General features: G+C 56.2%; 18 protein-coding genes. 4 read left to right on the top strand and 14 right to left on the bottom strand.

The features are described 5' to 3' along the window. Window positions 1-45 precede the first annotated feature (45 nt). Entirely contained in the window at window positions 46-1,437 is a 1,392-nt protein-coding gene (locus tag IAI47_RS04250) for a NarK family nitrate/nitrite MFS transporter (RefSeq protein ID WP_008927101.1), read from the bottom strand. Between the two features lie 295 nt (window positions 1,438-1,732). Between IAI47_RS04250 and narL the strand changes: the two genes are divergently transcribed. Together narL and mutS are read left to right on the top strand one after the other, a co-directional pair. Next, window positions 1,733-2,401 (top strand): two-component system response regulator NarL, encoded by a 669-nt coding sequence (narL, locus tag IAI47_RS04245; RefSeq protein WP_050540861.1) that lies wholly within the window; start codon window positions 1,733-1,735, stop codon window positions 2,399-2,401. A gap of 304 nt (window positions 2,402-2,705) precedes the next feature. After that, entirely contained in the window at window positions 2,706-5,267 is a 2,562-nt protein-coding gene (gene mutS / locus IAI47_RS04240; RefSeq protein ID WP_008927102.1) for a DNA mismatch repair protein MutS, read from the top strand. Window positions 5,268-5,395: 128 nt separating this feature from the next. Here the strand turns inward: mutS and rpoS are convergent, their stop codons facing one another. The 13 genes from rpoS to cysG all read right to left on the bottom strand — a co-directional run bounded on the left by rpoS (window position 5,396) and on the right by cysG (window position 16,760). Further along, window positions 5,396-6,388 (bottom strand): RNA polymerase sigma factor RpoS, encoded by a 993-nt coding sequence (gene rpoS, locus IAI47_RS04235; protein ID WP_003849090.1) that lies wholly within the window; start codon window positions 6,386-6,388, stop codon window positions 5,396-5,398. A gap of 57 nt (window positions 6,389-6,445) precedes the next feature. After that, on the bottom strand, window positions 6,446-7,546 hold the full coding sequence (nlpD, locus tag IAI47_RS04230; protein WP_033743626.1) for a murein hydrolase activator NlpD: 1,101 nt from the start codon (window positions 7,544-7,546) through the stop codon (window positions 6,446-6,448). 162 nt (window positions 7,547-7,708) lie between these two features. After that, window positions 7,709-8,335 (bottom strand): protein-L-isoaspartate(D-aspartate) O-methyltransferase, encoded by a 627-nt coding sequence (locus tag IAI47_RS04225; RefSeq protein WP_003849097.1) that lies wholly within the window; start codon window positions 8,333-8,335, stop codon window positions 7,709-7,711. After that, a complete protein-coding gene (gene surE / locus IAI47_RS04220; RefSeq protein ID WP_003849099.1) occupies window positions 8,329-9,090 on the bottom strand; it encodes a 5'/3'-nucleotidase SurE in 762 nt (253 codons plus the stop codon). The genes IAI47_RS04225 and surE overlap by 7 nt, the downstream gene beginning before the upstream one ends. 191 nt (window positions 9,091-9,281) lie before the next feature. Then, window positions 9,282-10,322, bottom strand: a complete 1,041-nt coding sequence (truD, locus tag IAI47_RS04215) for a tRNA pseudouridine(13) synthase TruD (protein WP_008927106.1) — start codon at window positions 10,320-10,322, stop codon at window positions 9,282-9,284. Continuing rightward, window positions 10,319-10,801 (bottom strand): 2-C-methyl-D-erythritol 2,4-cyclodiphosphate synthase, encoded by a 483-nt coding sequence (gene ispF, locus IAI47_RS04210; protein WP_008927107.1) that lies wholly within the window; start codon window positions 10,799-10,801, stop codon window positions 10,319-10,321. The genes truD and ispF overlap by 4 nt, the downstream gene beginning before the upstream one ends. After that, entirely contained in the window at window positions 10,801-11,517 is a 717-nt protein-coding gene (ispD, locus tag IAI47_RS04205) for a 2-C-methyl-D-erythritol 4-phosphate cytidylyltransferase (protein ID WP_003849105.1), read from the bottom strand. Before ispD ends, ispF begins: the two co-directional genes overlap by 1 nt. A gap of 3 nt (window positions 11,518-11,520) precedes the next feature. Next, window positions 11,521-11,838, bottom strand: coding sequence for a cell division protein FtsB (ftsB, locus tag IAI47_RS04200; RefSeq protein WP_003849108.1), 318 nt, complete (start codon window positions 11,836-11,838; stop codon window positions 11,521-11,523). A 169-nt stretch (window positions 11,839-12,007) separates the two neighbouring features. Next, window positions 12,008-12,328: a DUF3561 family protein gene (locus tag IAI47_RS04195; protein WP_003849111.1), complete on the bottom strand. Its 321-nt coding sequence runs from the start codon at window positions 12,326-12,328 to the stop codon at window positions 12,008-12,010. Between the two features lie 54 nt (window positions 12,329-12,382). Next, window positions 12,383-12,988: an adenylyl-sulfate kinase gene (cysC, locus tag IAI47_RS04190; protein ID WP_004571202.1), complete on the bottom strand. Its 606-nt coding sequence runs from the start codon at window positions 12,986-12,988 to the stop codon at window positions 12,383-12,385. Beyond that, the gene (gene cysN / locus IAI47_RS04185; RefSeq protein ID WP_004571203.1) at window positions 12,988-14,415 is read right to left on the bottom strand and encodes a sulfate adenylyltransferase subunit CysN; all 1,428 of its coding nucleotides are present in this window, start codon (window positions 14,413-14,415) and stop codon (window positions 12,988-12,990) included. Before cysN ends, cysC begins: the two co-directional genes overlap by 1 nt. Window positions 14,416-14,426: 11 nt before the next feature. Continuing rightward, a complete protein-coding gene (gene cysD, locus IAI47_RS04180; RefSeq protein WP_004571204.1) occupies window positions 14,427-15,335 on the bottom strand; it encodes a sulfate adenylyltransferase subunit CysD in 909 nt (302 codons plus the stop codon). A gap of 9 nt (window positions 15,336-15,344) precedes the next feature. After that, window positions 15,345-16,760, bottom strand: a complete 1,416-nt coding sequence (gene cysG, locus IAI47_RS04175) for a siroheme synthase CysG (RefSeq protein ID WP_008927108.1) — start codon at window positions 16,758-16,760, stop codon at window positions 15,345-15,347. Window positions 16,761-17,124: 364 nt separating this feature from the next. Between cysG and IAI47_RS04170 the strand changes: the two genes are divergently transcribed. Further along, the gene (locus IAI47_RS04170) at window positions 17,125-18,138 is read left to right on the top strand and encodes an aminopeptidase (protein WP_008927109.1); all 1,014 of its coding nucleotides are present in this window, start codon (window positions 17,125-17,127) and stop codon (window positions 18,136-18,138) included. A gap of 9 nt (window positions 18,139-18,147) precedes the next feature. Beyond that, entirely contained in the window at window positions 18,148-18,432 is a 285-nt protein-coding gene (locus IAI47_RS04165) for a YciI family protein (RefSeq protein ID WP_008927110.1), read from the top strand. The last annotated feature ends 1 nt before the right edge of the window (window position 18,433 follow it).

Raw genomic sequence — 18,433 nt, 5'->3', positions numbered from 1 at the left:
CAGAAAGGAAAATTTTGCCGGTGTGCCACACCGGCTTTATCGTTATCAGGCGCGGGCTTTTCGTACGTAAACCAGCCAGGTCACTGCGATACAGCAGAGGTAAAAGACCAGGAAGATTTTCATCGCGCCAGCGGGTGAACCGGTCATCGCGAGCGACAGGCCAAAGGTCTGCGGAATAAAGAAGCCGCCCAGCGCGCCAATGGCGGAGATAAAGCCGAGCGCAGCCGAGGTTTCCGTTCCAGCTTCACGCTGCGCATGCGCATCGTCGCCGCCTTCAGCTTTGATACGTTCCAGCGTCAGCTTGCGGAAGAGCACCGCAATCATCTGGTAGGTAGAGCCGCTGCCCAGACCGGAGGTCAGGAACAGGCCCATAAATACGGCGAAGAAGGCGATAAATGAGCCGTCATGTCCGTCACCCGGCAGGGTGAGGAACAGCAGCGCGGTAAACAGCGCCATCAGGATGTAGTTGACCAGCGTGACGCGGGTGCCGCCGAGACGGTCAGAGATGATGCCACCTGCTGAACGGGCCAGCGCGCCAATCAGCGGGCCGAAAAAGGCGTAATGCATGATCACAACATCAGGGAATTGAGTCTTCGCCAGCATGGCAAAACCGGCCGAGAACCCAATAAATGAACCGAAGGTCGCCAGATAGAGCAATGCCATAACCCACAGGTGTGGGCGTTTCAGCACCGGCAACTGTTCACGCAGCGAGGATTTCGCCGCTGCCAGGTCGTTCATGCCGAACCAGGCCGCCAGCGTGCCGAGTGCCAGAAACGGCACCCATATCCAGGCCGCATTTTCCAGCCAGATGCTGTCGCCGGTGACAGTGGTATGGCCTGTATCCGCAAAACCAAAAATGGCGCAGGAGATGGCCAGCGGTGCAACAAACTGCATCACGCTGACGCCAAGATTACCCAGACCGCCGTTGATGCCCAGCGCGCCGCCCTGACGGGCTTTGGGGAAGAAGAAGCTGATGTTGCCCATGCTTGAAGCGAAGTTAGCACCGCCAAAACCGCACAGCAGAGCAATCACCATAAAAGTGGTGAATGAAGTCTGGCTGTCCTGTACAGCAAAACCAAGCCACAGACAGGGAATGATCAGGATGCCAGTGCTGAAGGCTGTCCAGCGGCGTCCGCCAAAGATGGGAATAACAAAAGAGTAAGGAACACGCAGCAAGGCGCCAGAAACCGACGGCAGTGCGGTCAGTAAAAAGAGCTGTTCGGTGCTGAAGTTAAAGCCCACTTTATTGAGGTTAACCGCGACGGTGCTGAACAACATCCAGACACAGAAACCCTGCAACAGGCAGAAAACAGAAATCCACAGGTTACGGCTGGCGATACGCTTACCGCGCGCCTGCCAGAACGCCTCGTTTTCCGGCTGCCAGTCCTGAATTAATGCGCCGCGCATCGGAGTTTGCAAAGGAGCGGATTGGGTCATAAATTTCTCATCAGCAGAATAATAATTGTGCATATCCTGCGTATCCGGCCTGGCGGCTTGCTTGATACAAATCAACGGCAAGGCAGGTTACAAAGGCGCGGCAATCCCTGACCATCCCGGTTAAGTAGTTAGCTGGCTGCTTATAACCCTTATAAATCATGCGGTTTAATGGCAGCCGCAAGCGCCGTCAGCAAAGGGATGTCTGAATGGAAATAAAGGAGTAGTCCACAAGGGGTATATAGCGACCGGACTTACCCGTTAAGATAGGCATTGTCGCCCGCCGGGGCTGACGCAGATGACAGGAACAGGAGCCATAGTGACGGACGGGAAATTTACGCTTTTACTGATCGATGACCATCCCATGCTGCGTAGTGGACTTAAGCAGCTGATTGCGCTGGATGAGCGACTGCAGGTCGTTGCCGAAGCAGGTAATGGCATTGATGGCCTGACGCTGGCACAGCTGCACGATCCCGATCTGATCCTGCTTGATCTCAATATGCCAGGCCTGAACGGACTGGATACGCTAACCCAGCTGCGTGAAATCGCCCTCTCTGGCCGGGTGGTGGTATTCAGCGTTTCAGATAATGAAGAGGATGTGATCAGCGCGCTGAAACGCGGTGCTGATGGTTATCTGCTGAAAGATATGGAACCGGAAGACCTGCTGAAAGCGCTGCATCAGGCGGCTGCCGGACAGATCGTGCTGAGCGAAGCGTTGACACCGATTCTGGTTGCCCGATTACGCGAAGCGCAGCCTGGTCAGACGCGCGACATTAATCAGCTGACCCGCCGTGAACGCGAGATCCTGCAACTGATCAGCGACGGCATGACCAACAAAGCCATCGCCCGCAAACTGGACATCAGTGAAAGTACGGTCAAGGTCCACGTCAAATATCTGCTGAAGAAAATGAACCTTAAGTCGCGACTTGAAGCCGCCGTCTGGGCGCTGCAAAACGGGCTGCACTGATCTGCAACACGCCCTGATGCGGCGTGTTGCCGCCCTGCCTGCCGAAAGCTGTCGCAGAAACCGCGAGCTGTCTCGCAGCCCCACATCAGAATCAGGAAACCAGGTACTTTTCTGTCGCCAACCGCCGCCACATTTGTCAGGATGCCAGCCAGGTTATACCCGGTCAGGATCGGGGTGATTATCAGGCTGGCATATGCACTGCCCTATTCGTTATCATCTGATCATCCAGCGCGCCTGGAATCCTTTCGGTTTCATGGGCGTTGATCGCCAGAAATTTACCGCATTAAAGATGAGCTAAAACCTTATGCAAGAGCCAACCGAAAAGGACTTTCCTTCTCACACACCCATGATGCAGCAGTACCTGCGCCTCAAGGCAGAGCATCCTGACATTCTGCTGTTTTACCGTATGGGTGACTTCTACGAGCTGTTTTATGACGACGCAAAGCGCGCCTCTCAGCTGCTGGAGATTTCACTCACCAAACGCGGTGCGTCAGCGGGTGAACCGATCCCGATGGCTGGCGTGCCCTATCATGCGGTTGAAGGTTATCTGGCAAAACTGGTGCAGCTGGGCGAGTCCGTGGCCATCTGTGAGCAGATAGGCGATCCGGCACTAAGCAAAGGCCCGGTTGAGCGCAAAGTGGTGCGAATCGTCACGCCAGGCACCATCAGTGACGAGGCGCTGCTGCAGGAGCGGCACGACAACCTGCTGGCTGCAATCGTGCAAAGTCCGCGCGGTTTTGGCTACGCCACGCTGGATATCAGTTCAGGCCGTTTCCGCCTGAGCGAGCCTGCCGATGCAGAAACCATGGCGGCAGAGCTGCAACGCACCAATCCCGCTGAACTGCTCTACCCCGAAGATTTTCAGGCGATGTCGCTGATCGATCAGCGACGTGGCCTGCGCCGCCGTCCGCTGTGGGAGTTTGAAATCGACACCGCGCGTCAGCAGCTGAACCTGCAATTTGGCACCCGCGATCTCAATGGCTTCGGCGTGGAGAATGCGCACCTCGGACTGAGTGCGGCGGGCTGCCTGCTGCAATATGTCAAAGATACCCAGCGCACTACGCTGCCCCATATCCGCTCGCTGAGCATGGAGCGGCAGCAGGACAGCATCATCATGGATGCCGCCACCCGCCGTAATCTGGAGATCACCCAGAACCTGGCCGGCGGCACCGACAACACCTTAGCGGCCGTGCTGGATAAAACCGTCACGCCGATGGGCAGCCGGATGCTGAAGCGCTGGCTGCATATGCCGCTGCGCGATGCGCGCATCATCAACCAGCGTCAGGAGTCGATTGCTGAGCTGCAAAATCTCAGCGACGTATTGCAGCCAGTGCTGCGTCAGGTCGGCGATCTTGAGCGAATCCTGGCCCGCCTGGCGCTGCGTACAGCCCGTCCGCGCGATCTGGCCCGCATGCGTCATGCGTTTCAGCAACTGCCAGAACTGAACCAGCTGCTGGCCGATGTCGAAGCACCGCAGCTGCAGAAACTGCGCGCGCAGATGGGCGAGTTCACCGCGTTACGTGAGCTGCTGGAGCAGGCGGTGATTGAGTCACCGCCTGTGCTGATCCGTGACGGCGGAGTGATTGCGCCCGGTTATAACGCAGAGCTGGATGAGTGGCGCGCGCTGGCCGATGGCGCAACCGACTATCTTGACCGGCTGGAGATTCGCGAACGCGAAAAGCTGGGACTGGATACCCTTAAAGTCGGCTTTAACGGTGTGCATGGCTACTACATCCAGGTCAGCCGAGGACAGAGTCATCAGGTTCCGATGCACTATGTCCGTCGTCAGACGCTGAAAAACGCTGAACGCTACATCATTCCTGAACTGAAAGAGTACGAAGACAAGGTCCTCACCTCGAAGGGCAAAGCGCTGTCGCTGGAGAAAAGCCTGTATGAGGCACTGTTCGACCAGTTGCTGCCGCACCTTGAAGCACTGCAGCTGAGTGCTGCCGCGCTGGCAGAGCTGGATGTGTTGAGCAACCTGGCGGAACGCGCCTGGTCACTGAACTATTGCCGTCCGGTCTTGCAGGAAAAAGCCGGGATTAAAATCAGCGGGGGTCGCCATCCGGTGGTGGAACAGGTTCTGAAAGAGCCGTTTATTGCCAACCCGCTGTCGCTGGCACCCCAGCGCAGGATGTTAATCATTACCGGGCCAAACATGGGCGGTAAGAGTACCTATATGCGGCAGGCAGCACTGATTGCACTGATGGCATGGATCGGCAGTTTTGTTCCCGCTGATGAGACGCTGATTGGTCCGCTGGATCGCATCTTTACCCGTGTCGGTGCCGCAGACGATCTCGCCTCCGGGCGCTCGACCTTTATGGTTGAAATGACCGAAACCGCCAACATCCTGCACAACGCCACCGAAAACAGCCTGGTGCTGATGGATGAGATTGGACGCGGAACCTCCACCTACGACGGTTTATCGCTGGCCTGGGCCTGCGCCGAAAACCTGGCGAATCGCATCAAGGCAATGACGCTGTTTGCTACCCATTACTTTGAGCTGACCACCCTGCCGGAAAAAATGGAAGGCGTGGTCAACGTCCATCTGGATGCGGTTGAGCACGGTGACACTATCGCCTTTATGCACAGCGTGCAGGAAGGAGCCGCGAGTAAGAGTTACGGTCTGGCGGTAGCAGCGCTGGCGGGCGTGCCTAAAGAGGTGATTAAGCGGGCGCGCAATAAGCTCAAAGAACTTGAGAACGTTTCAAACCATTCGGCTTCATCGACGGTCGATGGTTCTCAGTTGCCGCTGCTGGTTGAAGAGACCTCGCCTGCCGTGGAGGCGCTTGAGGCGCTGGATCCGGATACGCTGACACCGCGCCAGGCGCTCGACTGGATTTATCGTCTTAAATCGCTGGTCTGACAGTGTGGCGCACCGCGTTATTGCGCGGTGCGCCGTTAATCAACAGCAAAAATTTTCTGCAGACATAAAAAAAGCGATGGTTTTCACCATCGCTTTTTGCATTCTTACTCAGACCATCTTAAATACGATTATTCACGAAACAGTGCTTCAATGCTGAGGCCCTGCGCCTGCAGGATTTCGCGCAGACGGCGCAAACCTTCAACCTGAATCTGGCGTACACGCTCGCGGGTTAAGCCGATTTCACGACCTACATCCTCAAGTGTTGCCGCTTCATAGCCCAACAGGCCGAAACGACGCGCCAGCACTTCACGCTGCTTGGCGTTCAGTTCGAACAGCCATTTGACGATGCTTTGTTTCATATCATCGTCCTGCGTGGTGTCTTCCGGGCCGTTGTCTTTTTCATCGGCCAGAATGTCCAGCAGCGCTTTTTCAGAATCACCGCCTAATGGCGTATCAACCGAGGTAATGCGTTCGTTAAGACGTAACATGCGGCTTACGTCATCAACCGGCTTATCCAGCTGTTCGGCGATCTCTTCCGCACTTGGCTCATGGTCGAGCTTGTGGGAAAGTTCACGCGCTGTACGCAGATAAACATTCAGTTCTTTTACAATGTGAATCGGCAGACGGATGGTACGGGTTTGATTCATGATCGCCCGTTCAATGGTCTGACGAATCCACCAGGTGGCGTACGTTGAGAAACGGAACCCGCGCTCCGGGTCAAATTTCTCTACGGCGCGAATCAGGCCGAGGTTACCTTCTTCAATCAGGTCCAGCAGAGCTAAACCACGATTGCTGTAACGACGGGCGATTTTCACCACCAAACGTAAGTTACTTTCGATCATACGGCGACGGGAAGGGATATCACCCCGCAATGCACGGCGAGCGAAGAAAACTTCTTCCTCTGCCGTTAACAACGGAGAATAGCCAATCTCCCCGAGATAGAGCTGCGTCGCATCTAATACACGCTGCGTCGCACCCTGTGAAAGCAACTCTTCTTCCGCTACGTCGCTATCACTGGCTTCGTTTTCAACGAGTGCCTTCTCGTCAAAAATTTCAGCTCCGTTCTCATCGAATTCCGCGTTCTCATGTAACTCGTTTACTTTCAGCGTATTCTGGCTCATAAGCGGCTCCTACCCGTGATTCCAGGGCAGAACATACATCTGTTTTGTTCTGCCGGATTATCGCTGCGGCAAATAACGCAACGGGTTTACGGATTTCCCCTTGTAACGAATTTCAAAGTGTAATCTGACTGAACTGGTTCCGGTGCTACCCATGGTAGCGATTTTTTGCCCCGCCTTAACTTCCTGTTGTTCCCGAACCAGCATTGTATCGTTGTGGGCGTAGGCGCTCAGGTAATCATCATTGTGTTTGATGATGATTAAATTACCGTAACCCCGGAGTGCGTTACCTGCGTAAACCACTCGTCCTGAAGCAGTGGCGACAACAGATTGTCCGCGCGTCCCGGCGATATCGATACCTTTATTGCCACCTTCGGCGGCAGAGAAGTTATCGATAATCTTCCCGTCAGTCGGCCAGCGCCAGCTTCCGACCGGCGTTGAACTGTTAGTTGTACTGCTAACCGTTGGGGGTGCGGTAACTACTGGAGCTGTTGTCGTTGCAACATTTGCTCCTTTCGAAGGCAACAATTTGCTGCCACCCGAATTACCCGAATCATCAGAATACGTAATAACAGGTTGCTGTGCAACAACAGGCGATTTAATTTGTGGTGCCACAGGGACCCCGCCCTGTGTTGCATCAGCAACGGTAATGGGATTGCCACCGGTAATCGGCTGACCCGACCCATTTCCAATCTGTAAAGTCTGGCCGACATTCAGGCTATAAGGCGCGGGAACGTTGTTGCGCTGGGCTAAGTCACGGAAATCATTGCCGGTAATCCAGGCAATATAAAACAACGTGTCGCCACGCTTAACGGTATATGTTTCACCGGAATAGCTACCCTTAGGAATATTCTGGTAACTGCGGTTGTACACTATCCGGCCATTCTGCGTCTCAACATTACTGCTGGTACTAATCATTCCACCATTGCTGGGGGTAGATGATGAATTTCTGCTTAACATTTGTCCCTGAGACGGCGCGGCTGGAATGCCACCAGAAACCTGGCCTCCTCCCGCCTGACTGTTCATCATGCCGCCCTCATCGCCAACGCGACTGATAGGTGCCTGAGAATTGTCGCTGGAGCTGCAGCCTGCCAGCCAAAAACCTACCAGTGAAAGCGCCGCCAGACGGCGTAACTGAAAAAGTGTGCTTCCCGTGCTCATTAATCCCCCGTGATGGCAACTCTGATCTATCTGCTTCACTGTACCTGTCAGCAGAATGCTCTGCGTGGCGCGATAATTTCTGCATTTTTGTTGAATAAACTGGATAGTAACAACATCAGGTACGTGGTGCCATGAAACAGTTGTGAAGAAATACGAAGAGCGTCAGGCCAGATCGCCCTGTACCAGCGGAACAAAACGCACCGGCTCGATGATCTCCTCGATAACCTCCTCGCCCTGACGACGCAGCCGCTTGAGTACCTGCTGCTCTTCGCCAACCGGCAGCACCATAATGCCGCCTTCTGCCAGTTGTGCTATCAGCGCAATCGGAATTTCCGGAGGTGCGGCAGTGACAATAATGGCGTCGAACGGCCCCCGTGAAGGCCAGCCCTCCCAGCCATCGCCATGACGGGTAGAGACATTGTGCAGATCCAGCTGCTTCAGGCGGCGTTTAGCCTGCCATTGCAGGCCTTTGATGCGTTCAACTGAATAAACATGGTCCACCAGATGGGCAAGAATCGCCGTCTGGTAACCAGAACCTGTGCCAATCTCCAGCACACGCGAATGCGGATTAAGCCCGAGCAGCGCGGTCATCCGCGCGACCATGTAAGGCTGTGATATCGTCTGACCGGAGCCGATAGGTAAGGCAACATTGTCCCAGGCTTTATGCTCAAACGCCTCGTCGATAAAGCGTTCACGCGGCACCTCGCTAATGGCTTTCAGCAGGTTTTCATCATCAATGCCCTGCTGACGCAGTTGTGACAGCAATGTCTCAATACGCCGATTCACCATGCCAGGTTCACCTCAGCTTTTGCCAGCCAGTCGCTGAGCACGTTCTGCGCGCTGTGCGCCGTTAAATCAACATGCAGCGCGGTGACAGAAACGTAGCCCTGATCAACGGCAGCGAAATCTGTATCCGGGCCTGCATCGAGTTTTTCGCCCGGTGGACCTATCCAGTAGAGGGTATTGCCGCGTGGATCCTGTTGCGCGATCACCTGATCAGCCGGATGGCGACTGCCACAGCGCGTCACGCGGATACCTTTCAGCTCGGAGAGTGGCAGATCGGGGACATTGATATTGAGAATGCGGCCAGTGCGCAGGGGTTCATGCGTCAGCGCCCGGAGAAGCGCGCAGGTCACTGCCGCTGCGGTCGCGTAGTGCTGATGGCCATTGAGCGACACAGCGATTGCAGGCAGGCCAAGATGCCGCCCTTCCATCGCTGCTGCCACCGTACCGGAATAGATCACATCATCGCCCAGATTGGGACCGGCATTAATGCCTGACACCACAATGTCAGGGCGTGGCTGCATCAGCGCATTCACCCCCAGATAGACGCAATCGGTCGGCGTTCCCATCTGAACCGCGATATCGCCGTTTTCATGGGTAAAGGTACGCAGAGGTGTTTCCAGCGTTAATGAGTTAGAGGCACCGCTTCGGTTACGATCGGGGGCAACAACCTGCACGTCAGCAATCTGCCGCAGGGCTTTCGCCAGAGTCTGAATACCCGGTGCATGAATGCCGTCATCGTTGCTGAGCAATATCCGCATTTCGTTCTGACCTTTTTTTATTCGACTGGTCGCCGTGACTGAACCTGTTTTAACGGCATGGCAACAGGTGAGGAATGGACAGCGATTTTTGCATTCTAACGAGGCGCGCAAGGAAGTGGTAGGCGTAAATCACACAGCGGTGGGGGTTTGCCGCAACATTACCCACACTGCGGGTAATGTTGCAGCGAAGATTACTCATCAATCTGATCGAGCGAGTCTGCGGAGGTCAGCAGCTCCCGGACCACGCTGGTCGCAAAGCTCCCCGCGGGCAGCCAGAATGTCAGTTCCAGCGTGACGTCATCCCACCAGCGCCACTGCATATCCCGTGGCACCACCAGCATGGCGCGGCGGGCTGCATCGACCTTCTCACGTTCAATGAGGCTCAGCAGCGGCGTATCATTAGCCAGCGTCTGCTGTTCAAACGCCAGCGCATCTGCCTGCGTGCCAGCGTCCCCGCGTCCCGGCAGCGGCGCGGTAATCCGCAGCTCATGGTGATCAACCCGCCGTTGTGAGTCGGCCAGTTCTTCAGGCTGTGCCACAAACCAGCTGCCTCGACCGGTCAGCTGCAATGCATCACCGTTGAGCACCTGAGTCAGACTGCCCTGCTGCTGCAGACGTGCACTGGTCACCTGATTAAACAGCGCACTGCGCGCGGCAGAGAGCATCAGGCTGCGCTTGTTGCGGTCACGGACAATGATCTCATTGCGCGCCCACTTTTCTGCCATCACCAGGTTATTGCCGCCGCGCCCAAAACGCTGCTCACCAAAATAGTTGGGCGCGCCCGCATCGCGGATCTGCGCCAGACGCGCTTCAACCGCATCACGATCGCTGATCTGACGGATGACCAGCCGGAACGCATTTCCGGCCAGTGCGCCGATGCGCAGCTTACGCTTGTGGCGCACCGCCTGCAGAATCTCAACCCCTTCCAGCGTAAAACCGCGCAGGTCGGGCATCGCATTGCCCGGCAGGCGAAAACAGAGGGTCTGCTCCGTCACCGCATGGCGATCTTTCATTCCGGCATAACTCATGTCGCGCGGATGAATACCCAGGTACTTAGCCAGCGCTTCTGCCACAAAACGGGTATTCGCACCTGTTTTACGGATCCGCACCAGCAGATGCTCACCTTCACCATCCGCGCCATAGCCGAGATCTTCAACCACCACGAAATCTTCGGGACTGGCTTTGATCACGCCAGAGGCCACAGGAGTGCCGTGCAGGTAATTCAGACTCATTGGCTGTCAGCTTTCAGGACTAACGCGACCGCTTCACAGGCAATGCCTTCACCGCGCCCGGTAAAGCCGAGTTTCTCGGTGGTGGTCGCTTTGACGTTGACCGCATCCATATGGCAGCCCAGATCTTCTGCGATGTTGATGCGCATCTGTGGCACGTGCGGCAGCATTTTCGGAGCCTGAGCAATAATTGTGACGTCGACATTACCGATGCGATAGCCTTTGGCTTCGATACGACGCCAGGCCTCACGCAGCAGGCCGCGGCTGTCCGCCCCTTTAAAAGCCGGATCGGTGTCGGGGAATAACTTGCCGATATCGCCCATCGCCACAGCGCCCAGCAGCGCATCAGTCAGCGCATGCAGCGCCACATCGCCATCCGAATGGGCGATAAAACCGTGTTCAAATGGGATCCGCACACCGCCAATCACTAACGGACCCTCTCCGCCAAAGGCGTGAACGTCAAAACCGTGACCGATACGCATCATGCGCTCTCCTTTAATTGAATCTGACTCAGATAAAAAGCCGCCAGCGCCAGATCTTCTGGCCGGGTGACTTTGATGTTATCACTGCGTCCGCTGACCAGCAGCGGATGATAGCCGCAATACTCCAGCGCCGATGCTTCATCGGTGATGGTTGCGCCTTCTGTCAGCGCCCGCGTCAGACAGGCAGTGAGCAGCGCATGCGGGAAGAATTGCGGCGTTAAGGCGTGCCAGAGATCGTCGCGTTCCACGGTATGGGCCACTGCGGCTTTGCCCGGCTCGCCCCGTTTCATAGTGTCGCGCACTGGCGCAGCCAGAATTCCGCCCACGTGGCTCTGTTCACGCACGTTAAGCAGTTTCTGAAGATCGTCGGGATGCAGACAGGGACGCGCAGCATCATGGACCAGCACCCAGGCGGAACCCTGTGCGGCCTGTAATCCGGCCAGCACCGATTCAGCGCGGGTCTCGCCGCCTGTGACCCTGAGCACACGCGGATCGCGTGCCAGCGGCAGTGAAGCGAAGTGCTGGTCATCGGGACTGAGGGCGACAATCACCTGTCTGATGGCGGGATGGGAAAACAGACGTGCAATGCTGTGTTCCAGAAGGGTGTGCTGACCAATCGTCAGATACTGCTTCGGACAGGTTGCCTGCATGCGGCTGCCGATTCCGGCAGCGGGCACCACGGCAATCACATCCGCAAGGGAGGCCAGAGTGTTCATGTTTTATCGTTGTAGGTTTTGCGCTGATTGTTGCGCGTTACGTTTGTTCTGGTCAGGCACCAGACGATAGAAGGTCTCACCGGGCTTAATCATGCCCAGTTCATTGCGTGCACGCTCCTCGATCGCTTCCGAGCCGCCATTGAGATCGTCAATTTCGGCAAACAGCTGATCGTTTCGCGATTTAAGTTTGGCATTGTTTGCCTGTTGTACCGCGACATCATCATTGACGCGCGTATAGTCATGGATGCCATTTTTCCCCAGCCACAATGAATATTGCAGCCAGCCAAGCAGCACCAATAACAGTAACGTCAGTTTTCCCATCCCGCCCCCTAAAAACGGCCCAATCATCCCATAACTTTGCACAGGACTCCACACCAGCAGCGAAAATGGCGCGCTTTGCTGCGCCTCTGCGCAATCAGTACCGATTCTGACGGGAAAAGTTTTGTAACCTGCCGATGCGTTTGCACATCAGCACGGACGCCGTTAAGGCTTACCAGCCGGAAAGAAAGGAGAACATTAACCAGAAGAGAGTCACCACCATAATGACTGTAGCGAGGGCGGCCCAAATCCAGTGTCCGCTCAGCAGCGTATTCAGTGCGATGCCCGTGACCACGGCAACCGGCAGCAGCGCCAGAAAGAATGGCCAGGTATAGAGAAAGAAGAACAGCGTGTTAGAGCCGAACAGCAGGAAAGGAAGCGCCAGCGCACACCAGTAAGCGAGTAAGCCGATAACACCGCCCGGCAGCAATGAGCGTGGCTCATCCTGGGAGGAGTCATCTTTACGAGCGAGCATGGGTGTGATGTTCTGCATAGGCATCCTGTTGTTGCGAGGGCGGCAAACCCGAAGCGATTTGCCGCTGTCTCTTCAGGATCTGATGATATCGCGGTCGCGCAGCACGTCTAACAATTGGGCGGCCAGTTTTGTAACCAATTGTTCGCCATCCAGCTGGATTTCCGGGCTGTCGGGCGCTTCATAGACGCTGTCAATACCGGTGAAATTACGCAGTTCACCGGCACGTGCTTTGCGGTATAACCCTTTCGGATCGCGTGCTTCACACACCGCCAGCGGCGTATCGACAAACACTTCGATAAACTGACCCGGCTCCAGCAGGTCGCGCACCATCTGGCGCTCGGCGCGATGCGGTGAAATAAAGGCAGTGAGCACCACGAGCCCGGCATCCACCATCAGTTTCGCCACTTCGCCGACCCGGCGGATATTCTCTTTGCGGTCATCGTCGCTGAAGCCGAGGTCACGACAGAGGCCGTGACGCACATTGTCACCATCCAGCAGATAGGTACTGACGCCAATACGGTGCAGCGCCTGCTCCAGCGCGCCTGCGACTGTGGATTTCCCCGAGCCCGAAAGCCCGGTGAACCACAGCACCACGCCCTGATGGCCATGCTGCTGTTCGCGTGAAGCACGAGTTACCGGATGGTCATGCCACACCACGTTATCATCGTGCTGAGCCATTATTGACCGCCCAGCAGGTCGCGCGCGTTCCAGTGTGGGAAGTGACGGCGCACCAGTGCATTCAGTTCCAGCTCAAACGCGCTGAACTCGCCGGTATTAACCGGAGCGTCATGGTTTGGCTGATGGATCATGCCGGCACCCACGGTCACGTTGGTCAGGCGATCGATAAAGATCATGCCGCCGGTCACCGGATTCTGCTGATAGCTGTCGAGCACCATCGGTTCGTCAAAGGTTAATTCAATGCGACCAATACCGTTTAGCGGCAGCGCATCGACCTGACGTGTCTCCAGCGAGTTAATCTCCACCTGATGCAGGACTTTCTCTACCCGTCCACGGGTTTTCTTACCGGCGATTTTCAGATCATAGCTCTGACCGGCCTGCAGAGGCTGTTCTGCCATCCAGACCACGTCAACGCTGGCAGACTGAACCGCAGCCAGCGTTTCGCTGGCATCAACCAGCAGATCGCCACGACTGATATCAATCTCATCCTGCAGCACCAGGGTGATCGCTTCACCTGCGCCCGCTTCCTGCAGATCGCCATCAAAGGTCACTATGCGGGCAATAGTCGACTCTACGCCAGACGGCAGCACTTTAACGCGCTGGCCCACCTGCACGCTGCCTGACGCCAGGGTACCGGCATAGCCACGGAAATCCAGGTTAGGACGGTTAACATACTGCACCGGGAAACGCATCGGCTGGTGATCCACCACGCGGTTCAGTTCCACTGTTTCCAGGACATCCAGCAGCGTCGGGCCGCTGTACCATGGCATGGTCTGACTGGCGGATGCCACGTTATCCCCTTCCAGCGCCGACATCGGCACAAAGCGGATATCGAGGTCATCCGGTAACTGGCCTGCAAAGTCCAGGTAATCCTGTTTGATCTGCTCGTAGCGCGCCTGATCGTACTCAACCAGATCCATCTTATTAATCGCCACCACCAGATGTTTGATCCCCAGCAGCGTCGAAATAAAGCTGTGACGGCGGGTCTGATCCAGCACGCCTTTACGGGCATCGATCAGCAGAATCGCCAGGTCACAGGTTGATGCACCGGTCGCCATATTGCGGGTGTACTGCTCATGGCCCGGCGTATCGGCGATGATAAATTTACGCTTTTCAGTCGAGAAATAGCGGTAGGCCACATCAATGGTAATGCCCTGCTCACGCTCAGCCTGCAGACCATCCACCAGCAGCGCCAGATCGAGTTTCTCGCCCTGGGTGCCATGACGTTTGCTGTCGTTATGCAGCGATGAAAGCTGATCTTCATAGATCTGACGGGTGTCATGTAGCAGACGCCCAATCAGGGTACTTTTTCCGTCGTCAACGCTGCCGCAGGTCAGAAAACGCAGCAGGCTCTTATGCTGTTGCGCGGTCAGCCAGGCTTCAACGCCGCCCTGGTCGGCAATCTGTTGTGCAATTACGGTATTCATCTGGCGTCTCCTTAGAAATAACCCTGACGTTTTTTCAGTTCCATCGAACCGGATTGATCGCGGTCGATCATGCGGCCCTGACGCTCACTGGTTGTAGAGACCAGCATCTCTTCGATGATCTCAGGCAGCGTCTGCGCGTCGGACTCTACCGCGCCGGTCAGCGGCCAGCAGCCGAGCGTGCGGAAGCGAACCATCCGTTGGGTGATCTCTTCACCCGGCTGCAGGTTGATGCGATCGTCATCGATCATCATCAGCATGCCATCACGCTCCAGCACCGGACGCGGCGCGGCGAGGTAGAGCGGCACGATCTCGATGTTTTCCAGGAAGATGTACTGCCAGATATCCAGTTCAGTCCAGTTCGACAGCGGGAAGACGCGGATGCTCTCGCCCTTGTTGATCTGGCCGTTGTAGTTGTGCCACAGCTCAGGACGCTGGTTTTTCGGGTCCCAGCGATGGAAGCGGTCGCGGAAAGAGTAGATACGCTCTTTGGCGCGAGACTTCTCTTCATCACGACGTGCGCCGCCAAAGGCCGCATCAAAACCATATTTATTCAGCGCCTGCTTCAGCCCTTCGGTTTTCATGATGTCAGTGTGTTTGGCACTGCCGTGGACAAACGGGTTAATCCCCATCGCCACGCCTTCCGGGTTGCGGTGAACCAGCAACTCTGCGCCCATCGCTTTCACGGTGCGGTCGCGAAACTCGTACATTTCACGGAATTTCCAGCCGGTATCCACATGCAGCAACGGGAACGGCAGCGTGCCAGGATAAAAGGCTTTACGCGCCAGATGCAGCATTACCGAGGAGTCTTTACCGATGGAGTACATCATCACCGGATTGCTGAACTCGGCCGCGACTTCGCGAATGATGTGGATACTCTCCGCCTCCAGCTGACGCAGATGAGTGAGTCGTTTTTGGTCCATGATTTTCCCTCAAGCCAGATTGACAACGGCGGACTCGCGAGCCCCCTGCTGTGCCGAATGTTTAAACCAGGCGAGTTGCCCGTGCAGATTAACCACCTCTCCGATCACCAGTAGCGCCGGAGTAGGTGCCGAGGCGGCCAGCGCCTCAAGTTGTTCTAAGGTGCCGGTCAGCACCTGTTGATCCTGACGGGTGCCGCGACTGATCACCGCCACCGGCGTTGATGGCGCGCGACCATGCTGAATCAGCGCCGCGCTGATGGCAGCAGCTTTAACCGTTCCCATGTAGATCGCCAGCGTCTGACGCGCACGCGCCAGTGATGGCCAGTCAATGTCATCCCCATCGGGACGGCAGTGACCCGTAATAAACATTACGCTCTGCGCATAATCGCGGTGGGTCAGCGGAATCCCGGCATAGGCCGTTGCACCGGCAGCCGCGGTAACGCCCGGCACCACCTGGAACGGAATGCCCGCCTGCTGAGCCGCCTGCAGCTCTTCGCCGCCACGGCCGAAGATAAAGGGATCGCCGCCCTTGAGGCGGACAACGCGCTTGCCTTTCAGCGCCAGTGAAACCAGCAACTGATTAATCTCTTCCTGCGGCAACGTGTGCGCGCTGGCTCGTTTGCCGACGCAGATGCGGTCGGCATCGCGGCGCACCAGGTCCAGCACCTCTTCACTGACCAGATGGTCGTAAAGCACCACATCCGCTAACTGCATCACCTGCAGGCCGCGCAGCGTCAGCAGGCCGCTGTCGCCCGGTCCGGCACCCACCAGGAAAATCTCGCCCTGACGGGTTGGCTCTTCCTGCAGTTCACGGTCCAGGGTACGTTTCGCCTCTTCGACGTTACCGGCTGACATCTCACTGGCGAACCGGCCATCGAAAGCGCGTTCCCAGAAGCGTCGACGGTCAGACATGCGGCTGAAGCGTGCTTTAACTTTATCGCGCCAGAGTCCGGCCACCTCAGCCATCTGGCCGAGACTGGCAGGCAACAGCGTTTCGATTTTTTCGCGCAGCATACGTGCCAGCACCGGTGCGGTGCCGCTGGAGGAGATCGCCACCACCAGAGGTGAGCGGTCAACAATCGAGGGGAAGATAAAGGTGCATTTTGGCTGGTCATCAACCACGTTAACCAGCTTCTGCCGCGCGTTAGCAGCTTCAAAGACCTGGGTGTTGAGATGGTTGTCGTCGGTCGCGGCGATCACCAGGAAAACCCCATCCAGCTGGGCCGGGTCAAATTCAGTCGCCAGCCACTCCAGCTCCTGCTTTTCCAGCAGTGCCTGCAGTTCAGGGCAGAGTTCACGCGAGGCGATCAGAACGCGCGCACGCGCACGGCGCAGTAGTTCAATTTTTCGCGCCGCAATATCTCCACCGCCGACAACCAGAACCGGGCGGCCAGAGAGCTCGGCAAAAAGAGGCAAATAGTCCACGTTAACCCTGATGTTTTAACTTTGTATTAACGCGACTATACGTCGCCGGGTTTATGCAGTTGAAATTACGAATTGGAATGAGTAGTTACCGAATGGAATAAAGACTTCGCAAAGCACAGAACAATTTGGTCTTAGCAGATGAAATATAATGGCTTTTTCGTGAACAGGTTCACAGATTCACCTCTGTGCCTGTAACTGTAAAAGCAGATAAGTGCCAGCAATAAACACGCGTTACCCCATCATGTTAAGGCAGCAACTTATTCCGTTAACCAGGTCGCAGAACAAAGAGGGTATAATACGCGCGGCATGACTGACTCAGGTCCGCATGTTGAATGCCTATCGAATAATGAAAAAAGGACGCATTATGTTTTGTTCCCTCCGCCTGAGGGTAGCGACAGTTTTGTTTAGCGCACTCATTTCCCCGCTGGTTTTAGCCACGCCGACAGGTCAGTTTGCCGAACAGCAGGTCCGGCACATCGCCACTTATTTTCCTGGCCGCATGAGCGGCAGTCCGGCTGAATTGATGGCCACGGACTATCTGCAGCAACAATTTACCGCGCTGGGTTATAAAACCGATACCCGCCAGTTCAACACGGGCTACAAATGGCAGGAAGATGACGGCACGCAGCGCTGGCATAAACTGACGGCAACCTCCGTCATTGCTGCGCGCGCAGGCAGCGTGCCACAGGAGATTCTGATCGTGGCGCACCTGGATACCTGGACACCGCAAAACAGCAACCAGGTCCATCACAATCTGGGCGGCTTACGCCTGCAGGGTGTTGATGACAATGCGTCAGGTCTTGGCGTGATGCTGGAGCTGGCGCAGCAACTGAGTCGCAAGCCGCTTCACTATGGCATTCGCTTTGTGGCGCTGAGCGCCGGAGAGGCGGATCTGCACGGCCTGGATGATTATGTTGAGCGAATGAGCACCCGTGAGAAGAAGAACACGCTGCTGGTCATCAATCTGAATAGCCTGATAACCGGCGATCATCTCTATTTCAACAGTGGCATGAACACGCCCCGGGCGGTGCGCAAACAGACCAGCGATCGCGCCCTGCTACTGGCACGTCAGCAAGGCATTCCCGCTGCCAGTCATCAGCTGAATCGCAAGGACTTCAATGGCCTCAATGCCTTTGACAAGGCAGGCTTTCCGCTGCTGAATGTTACTGCCAGTAACTGGTCGCTGGGTAACAAAGATGGCGCACTACAGCGTCATCACAGCCCGCACTTTCCTGATGGCGTGACCCGTCATCAGACTGACCTGGATAATCTGAACTATCTCGACCGCTGGCTGCCGGGCCAGATAGCCCTGCGCACCCGTGACAGTGTCCGCGTGCTGCTGCCGCTGATCAGCGAACTGACCAATCCCAAAGTGTGAGGATCTGACATGTATGTGGTCTTTCTGAATTACGTTCGTCCGATAGAAGAGGTTGAGGCGCTGCTGGCAGGCCATATTGAATGGCTTGACCGCTATTTTGAGGCAGGCAGTTTTATTGCCGCAGGACGTAAAGATCCACGCACAGGAGGCATGCTGCTGGTCAGGGAGATGGCGCGTGAAGCGCTGGATGCGATTTTAGCGGAAGATCCGTTTGTGGCGGTGGCAGAGTATGAGGTGACGAAAGTGAATGTGACCCGTGCAGCGGAGGCGTTTGCCGGATTAAAAGGCGTTTAAC

Origin of the sequence: Pantoea sp. MT58 (assembly GCF_014495885.1) — a bacterium.
Lineage (GTDB): Bacteria > Pseudomonadota > Gammaproteobacteria > Enterobacterales > Enterobacteriaceae > Pantoea > Pantoea eucalypti.
The sequence above is the reverse complement of the archived record's forward strand: the minus strand, read 5'-3'. Positions and strand labels throughout refer to the sequence as shown.

What these genes read in the sequence shown, in the direction of transcription:
- mutS (WP_008927102.1), top strand. Translation starts at nt 2,706, where the DNA reads ATGCAAGAGCCAACCGAAAAGGACTTTCCTTCTCACACACCCATGATG.
- IAI47_RS04170 (WP_008927109.1), top strand. Translation starts at nt 17,125, where the DNA reads ATGTTTTGTTCCCTCCGCCTGAGGGTAGCGACAGTTTTGTTTAGCGCA.
- IAI47_RS04195 (WP_003849111.1), bottom strand. Translation starts at nt 12,328, where the DNA reads ATGCAGAACATCACACCCATGCTCGCTCGTAAAGATGACTCCTCCCAG.
- narL (WP_050540861.1), top strand. Translation starts at nt 1,733, where the DNA reads ATGACAGGAACAGGAGCCATAGTGACGGACGGGAAATTTACGCTTTTA.
- ftsB (WP_003849108.1), bottom strand. Translation starts at nt 11,838, where the DNA reads ATGGGAAAACTGACGTTACTGTTATTGGTGCTGCTTGGCTGGCTGCAA.
- IAI47_RS04250 (WP_008927101.1), bottom strand. Translation starts at nt 1,437, where the DNA reads ATGACCCAATCCGCTCCTTTGCAAACTCCGATGCGCGGCGCATTAATT.
- IAI47_RS04165 (WP_008927110.1), top strand. Translation starts at nt 18,148, where the DNA reads ATGTATGTGGTCTTTCTGAATTACGTTCGTCCGATAGAAGAGGTTGAG.
- rpoS (WP_003849090.1), bottom strand. Translation starts at nt 6,388, where the DNA reads ATGAGCCAGAATACGCTGAAAGTAAACGAGTTACATGAGAACGCGGAA.
- nlpD (WP_033743626.1), bottom strand. Translation starts at nt 7,546, where the DNA reads ATGAGCACGGGAAGCACACTTTTTCAGTTACGCCGTCTGGCGGCGCTT.
- cysN (WP_004571203.1), bottom strand. Translation starts at nt 14,415, where the DNA reads ATGAATACCGTAATTGCACAACAGATTGCCGACCAGGGCGGCGTTGAA.
- ispF (WP_008927107.1), bottom strand. Translation starts at nt 10,801, where the DNA reads ATGCGTATCGGTCACGGTTTTGACGTTCACGCCTTTGGCGGAGAGGGT.
- IAI47_RS04225 (WP_003849097.1), bottom strand. Translation starts at nt 8,335, where the DNA reads ATGGTGAATCGGCGTATTGAGACATTGCTGTCACAACTGCGTCAGCAG.
- cysC (WP_004571202.1), bottom strand. Translation starts at nt 12,988, where the DNA reads ATGGCTCAGCACGATGATAACGTGGTGTGGCATGACCATCCGGTAACT.
- truD (WP_008927106.1), bottom strand. Translation starts at nt 10,322, where the DNA reads ATGAGTCTGAATTACCTGCACGGCACTCCTGTGGCCTCTGGCGTGATC.
- surE (WP_003849099.1), bottom strand. Translation starts at nt 9,090, where the DNA reads ATGCGGATATTGCTCAGCAACGATGACGGCATTCATGCACCGGGTATT.
- ispD (WP_003849105.1), bottom strand. Translation starts at nt 11,517, where the DNA reads ATGAACACTCTGGCCTCCCTTGCGGATGTGATTGCCGTGGTGCCCGCT.
- cysD (WP_004571204.1), bottom strand. Translation starts at nt 15,335, where the DNA reads ATGGACCAAAAACGACTCACTCATCTGCGTCAGCTGGAGGCGGAGAGT.